This window comes from Herbaspirillum lusitanum P6-12 (assembly GCF_000256565.1).
Lineage (GTDB): Bacteria > Pseudomonadota > Gammaproteobacteria > Burkholderiales > Burkholderiaceae_D > Herbaspirillum > Herbaspirillum lusitanum.
This window is the reverse complement of the sequence record NZ_AJHH01000663.1, coordinates 1-4,505: the sequence shown is the minus strand read 5'-3', so window position 1 is coordinate 4,505 and position 4,505 is coordinate 1. Positions and strand designations below refer to the sequence as shown.

The 4,505-nt window shown below is 59.8% G+C and carries 6 protein-coding genes; 2 read left to right on the top strand and 4 right to left on the bottom strand.

Features of this window, described 5'->3' with window-relative positions; translation table 11 throughout:
* Window positions 1-716 (bottom strand): hypothetical protein (locus tag HLUSI_RS30030; RefSeq protein ID WP_016835979.1); only part of this gene is annotated, 716 nt, incomplete at its 3' end.
* Window positions 717-895: 179 nt separating this feature from the next.
* Between HLUSI_RS30030 and cysM the strand changes: the two genes are divergently transcribed.
* A complete protein-coding gene (gene cysM / locus HLUSI_RS0121745; protein WP_016835978.1) occupies window positions 896-1,798 on the top strand; it encodes a cysteine synthase CysM in 903 nt (300 codons plus the stop codon).
* Between the two features lie 98 nt (window positions 1,799-1,896).
* On the opposite strand, the gene HLUSI_RS0121740 is transcribed toward cysM, so the two are convergent.
* Together HLUSI_RS0121740 and HLUSI_RS0121735 are read right to left on the bottom strand one after the other, a co-directional pair.
* Window positions 1,897-2,244, bottom strand: coding sequence for a hypothetical protein (locus tag HLUSI_RS0121740; protein ID WP_029363870.1), 348 nt, complete (start codon window positions 2,242-2,244; stop codon window positions 1,897-1,899).
* 321 nt (window positions 2,245-2,565) lie between these two features.
* Window positions 2,566-3,147: a DUF1415 domain-containing protein gene (locus HLUSI_RS0121735; protein WP_016835976.1), complete on the bottom strand. Its 582-nt coding sequence runs from the start codon at window positions 3,145-3,147 to the stop codon at window positions 2,566-2,568.
* Window positions 3,148-3,272: 125 nt separating this feature from the next.
* On the opposite strand from HLUSI_RS0121735, the gene HLUSI_RS0121730 reads away from it, so the two are divergent.
* Window positions 3,273-3,821 carry a YaeQ family protein gene (locus tag HLUSI_RS0121730; RefSeq protein WP_016835974.1) on the top strand — a complete coding sequence of 183 codons (549 nt, stop codon included), beginning with the start codon at window positions 3,273-3,275 and terminating at the stop codon, window positions 3,819-3,821.
* Between the two features lie 18 nt (window positions 3,822-3,839).
* Here the strand turns inward: HLUSI_RS0121730 and HLUSI_RS0121725 are convergent.
* On the bottom strand, window positions 3,840-4,505 hold a 666-nt coding region (locus tag HLUSI_RS0121725), incomplete at its 5' end, for a phosphotransferase (RefSeq protein ID WP_016835973.1).

The window sequence follows — 4,505 nt, the reverse complement described above, 5'->3', positions numbered from 1 at the left end:
AACTCGGGGTCTCGGCCTCCGCCTTCGGCGCCGGCGCGTCGCGTGTAGGGCGCCGAGAAAAACCACTTGTGACCGGTCAGTGTGTACGCCGCGCCGCGTCCGCTGCCGTTGAGAGGGCGCGCCGCGGTGGTGTTGCTGCGGACGTCGGAGCCGCCTTGTTTTTCTGTCATGCCCATGCCGATCAGCATCGAGTGCTTCTGTTCCAGCGGCAGGTCGCGCGAATCGTGCCGGCGTGAAAACAGTTTGTCGCGCAGCAGTCCGTACAAGGCTTCTTCGCTGCGCAATACCGGGATCGAGGCAAAAGTCATGGTGGTCGGGCACAGCGACCCGGCTTCGATCTGGGCATGCAGGAAATAGCCGGCGGCGCGCGCTACGTGGGCGCCGGGCTTGCCGTCGAATTCGGGCATCCACGGCAGCGCGTGCAAGGCTTCCCGCCGCAGCAGGCCCAGCAAGGCGTGCCAGGCGGGATGGAAGTCGACGCGATCGATGCGATTGCCGACGCGGTCGTGGGTGTTCAGTTCGGGCGCGTGGCGGTTGGCCAACGCTGCCATTTGCAAGACCTCGGCGCTGCCCAGTTCGGCGCCGTAACTGGCCAGCGCGGATGCATGCCAGCCGGCCTGCCTGTGCTGCACTCCGTGGCGCAGCGCGGTATCGGTGTCATACAGATTGAAGTCCTGCAGGTCCGGGACCTGGTTGGCGACATCGTGCGTTTTCATTGCGGCTCCTTGGGGAAGACGGAAGAACGGCGGGCGCGGACAGTGTAAGGCATGGCCGGCGCGGCAAAGCGGCGTTAGGCGTATTTGCTATAACTATATAAGTATCTTGTCGCTAGGGCTGCCCGGCACATGACAAAGACTCATATTAAAATGAGACTCCTGAAAGGATTCCTCCGACCATGCCTTATCTGACCATCGAAGACACCATCGGCAATACGCCCTTGATTCAATTGCAACGCCTCGGCGGCGAAGAAGCCAGGCGACGCAACAACATCATCCTCGGCAAGATGGAGGGCAACAATCCGGCCGGGTCGGTCAAGGACCGCGCCGCGTTGTCGATGATCCGCCGCGCTGAAGAACGCGGCCAGATCAAGCCCGGCGACACCCTGATCGAAGCCACCAGCGGCAACACCGGCATCGCGCTGGCCATGGTGGCGGCGCTGCGCGGCTACAAGATGGTCTTGCTGATGCCTGAAAACCTCAGCGAAGAACGCCGCCAGAGCATGGCCGCCTACGGCGCCAAGATCGTCCTCACGCCCAAGAGCGGCGGCATGGAATACGCGCGCGACCTCGCCGAGCAGATGCAGAAGGAAGGGCAGGGCCTGATCCTCGACCAGTTCGCCAATGGCGACAATCCGCAGGCCCACTATGAGACCACCGGTCCCGAACTGTGGCGCGACACCGAAGGCCGCATCACCCATTTTGTCAGCGCCATGGGCACTACCGGCACCATCATGGGCGTGTCGCGTTACCTGAAGGAACAGAATCCCGGGATCCAGATCATCGGCGCCCAACCGGAAGAAGGTTCGTCCATCCCGGGCATCCGCAAATGGCCGGAGGCCTATCTGCCGAAGATCTATGAAAAGCCGCGCGTCGACCAGATCGAATCGGTGAGCCAGGCAGCCGCCGAAAACATGGCGCGCAAGCTGGCGATGGTGGAAGGCCTGTTCTGCGGCATCTCGGCCGCCGGCGCCTGTGAGGTGGCGGTGCGGCTGTCGCACCAGCTGGAAAACGCCACCATCGTCTTCATCGTCTGTGATCGGGGCGATCGCTATCTGTCTACCGGGGTCTTCCCCGCCTGACGCCCTCGGCGGCAGAGGCTGCTGCCGAGCTCAGCAATAAAAAACGGAGCCGCTGGCTCCGTTTTCTATTGTCCTACCGAGGCTTGGCCGGGTGCGGCTTACTCGGCGCTGCCGGTGGTTGGCGCAGCAGCCGGCGCGGCGCCTGGCTTGGGTTTGAACTGCTTGTCGCTGATGCGGAATTTCTCGCGACGATCACCCATCAGTTCGCGCAGTTCGCGGATCGACAGTTCGCTGACTTCGTGCATGCGGATCAGCAGCGACGCGCCAACCGGCAGACGGCGGTGACGAATCTTGCTGATGACCGGTGGAGCCACTTCCAACGCGCGCGATAAGGCGGCATCGTTTTTCAGATGCAGTTTCTCGATGAGCGCATCCAGCAGGTGGTTGGGATCGTAGTTGATTTGATCCGAAAGGGAATTATCGTTGATGCTATTAGGTGTAGTCATGATCGGACGTTCCATTATGCAGATGTTTATAAAGGCCTTGTTTGTGCAAGTGCATTAGTTCTTGGTAAAACTGCAAAACGTGGTTCACTAGTTTCCATCAGAGGTGCCATTCTTTTCCCACTGCAACAACACAACTCGAACCAAGGCCATCGGGATCAGTCGGTCTGACTTGCCAGCCTTCACTATTCGTTTCCATGCTCCCAACGTCGGTACTATCAAAACGCCAATGTTGACGCGCAGTACATCCGTTCAGAAAAGTCTATTACAAAATAGTTGCGAGAAATCACCTCGAATTTGTAACAGATATTAACAGGATTTTTTCTATAATTGGTGTTGTTTCTTTGATACGACAAAAGCCAGCCGATTCCAGCCCTTTAGGCCGAGATCCCGCATGGTTGCGATGTTTCGCTCGAAAATGGCGCTGGCTTCGGGGTAGGCGGCGACCGCCCGGTCGATGCTGCTTTCACGCAACAGATGCAAAATTGGAAACGGCGAGCGGTTGGTGTAGTTGTCGATATCGTCGGGCAGGGCGTCGGCGAACTGATATTGCGGATGAAAGCTGGCGATCTGAATGACGCCGTCCAGCTCCACGTCTTCCAGCACCTGATCGGCAACATCGAGGAAGTTGTTGTAGTCGTAGAAGTCTTGCAATACGTGTGGATGAATCAGCAAAGTGGTGTCGAGCAACTCGGGATCGGCAGCCTGCAGGTGTTGCAATTCATTCAGCAGTTGCTGCGCCAGGTCGGCTTCGTTGTCGGCGTGGCTGACCACGTAGCGGATCTGTTGTTTGACGTAGACCGATTTGGCAAAGGGGCAGAGGTTCAGGCCGATCACGGCTTCGGCGACCCAAGCCTGGGTCAGGCTGATGACCGTATCGTCAGCGGGGAAAGTGGCGGTGTCCATGGCGGAATTGTCTCATGGGCGGGGTTTTCCAATCTTGCGGGAAAGCGTAGAAAAGCCCTTGAAATCGGCTATGCTTCACATCCTTCGCAAGTAATCCATTCCCCGCATCAAAAAAGAAGACCGTCATGGCGCTCAAAGCAACCATTTTCAAAGCCGATCTGCAGATCTCCGACATGGATCGGCACTACTACCAGAACCACTCCTTGACCATCGCACGCCACCCGTCGGAAACCGACGAGCGCATGATGATTCGCGTGCTGGCCTTCGCGCTCAACGCCAGCGAAGCGTTGACCTTCGGCAAGGGTCTGTCCGATGTCGAAGACCCGGACGTGGTGGCAAAGGACCTGACCGGCGCCATCGATCTGTGGATCGAAGTCGGCCAGCCCGACGACAAGCGCATCCTCAAGGCCTGCGGCCGCTCCGCACACGTCATCGTCTACAGCTACAGCAGCGTCAGCAGCATCTGGTGGAACCAGATCGGCAGCCGAGTCGAGCGCGCCAAGAATCTCACCGTCATCAACATCGCCGCCGAAACCAGCCAGGCATTGCAAAAGCTCGCCCAGCGCAACATGCAGCTGCAATGCACGATCCAGGACGGCCAGATCTGGCTGGGAAACAATGAAGAGATGGTGCAGATCGACCCGAAGGTCATCAAGGCCGAGGCGGCGTTTTAGCCTTTTCAGCTTTCAGTGTCAGGCTGCTTCCGCGCGCGCTGTAATGCGCGCCAGCAGCGCGCGGCCGGCAGTGCTGTTGAACCAGGCGGCATGTCCAAGATAGTAAGCGTCGTAGGCCAGTGCGGCATTGTTGGCCGAACGCGTAATGCCGTGGAAATACGCCAGCTCGGCCAGCGCGAATTCCGCATGCACCAGCGGCAACAAGGCCGCCAGCGCCCGCCATTGGCGCGAGCTCAGCGGCAGCACCAGATGGTAGCCGTCTAGCAATGCATCGAGCAGGTCGGGATGGACTGCGTCGGTCTTGCCTTCCTGGATCGCCAGCCATTCGATGACGTTGCGCTCGATCGCGGTTGCCAGGTCGTGCAGCGCACAGGTGCGGTCGCTAAGGCCGAAATCGAGGATGGTCTCGACGCCCGCCGCCGCACTGCGATCGGTCCACAGCAGGTTGGACGCGTGCCAGTCGTTGTGAGTCCACAGCGGCGTCAACTCATCCAGATAAGGCAGCAGCCGCGCGTGGAACGGCAGCAGCGTGCCGGCAGCTTCGCCGCGCCAGTCGCGCTCCTTCAGATAGTCCGCAATCGCCGGGTAACGCTCGATGTAGCGTTGTAGCGCGGGCAGCGGATCGGGCTGCGAAAAAATCGTGAAACTGGATACCAGCGTCCGCGCCTTGCGCGCCGCGCGCGC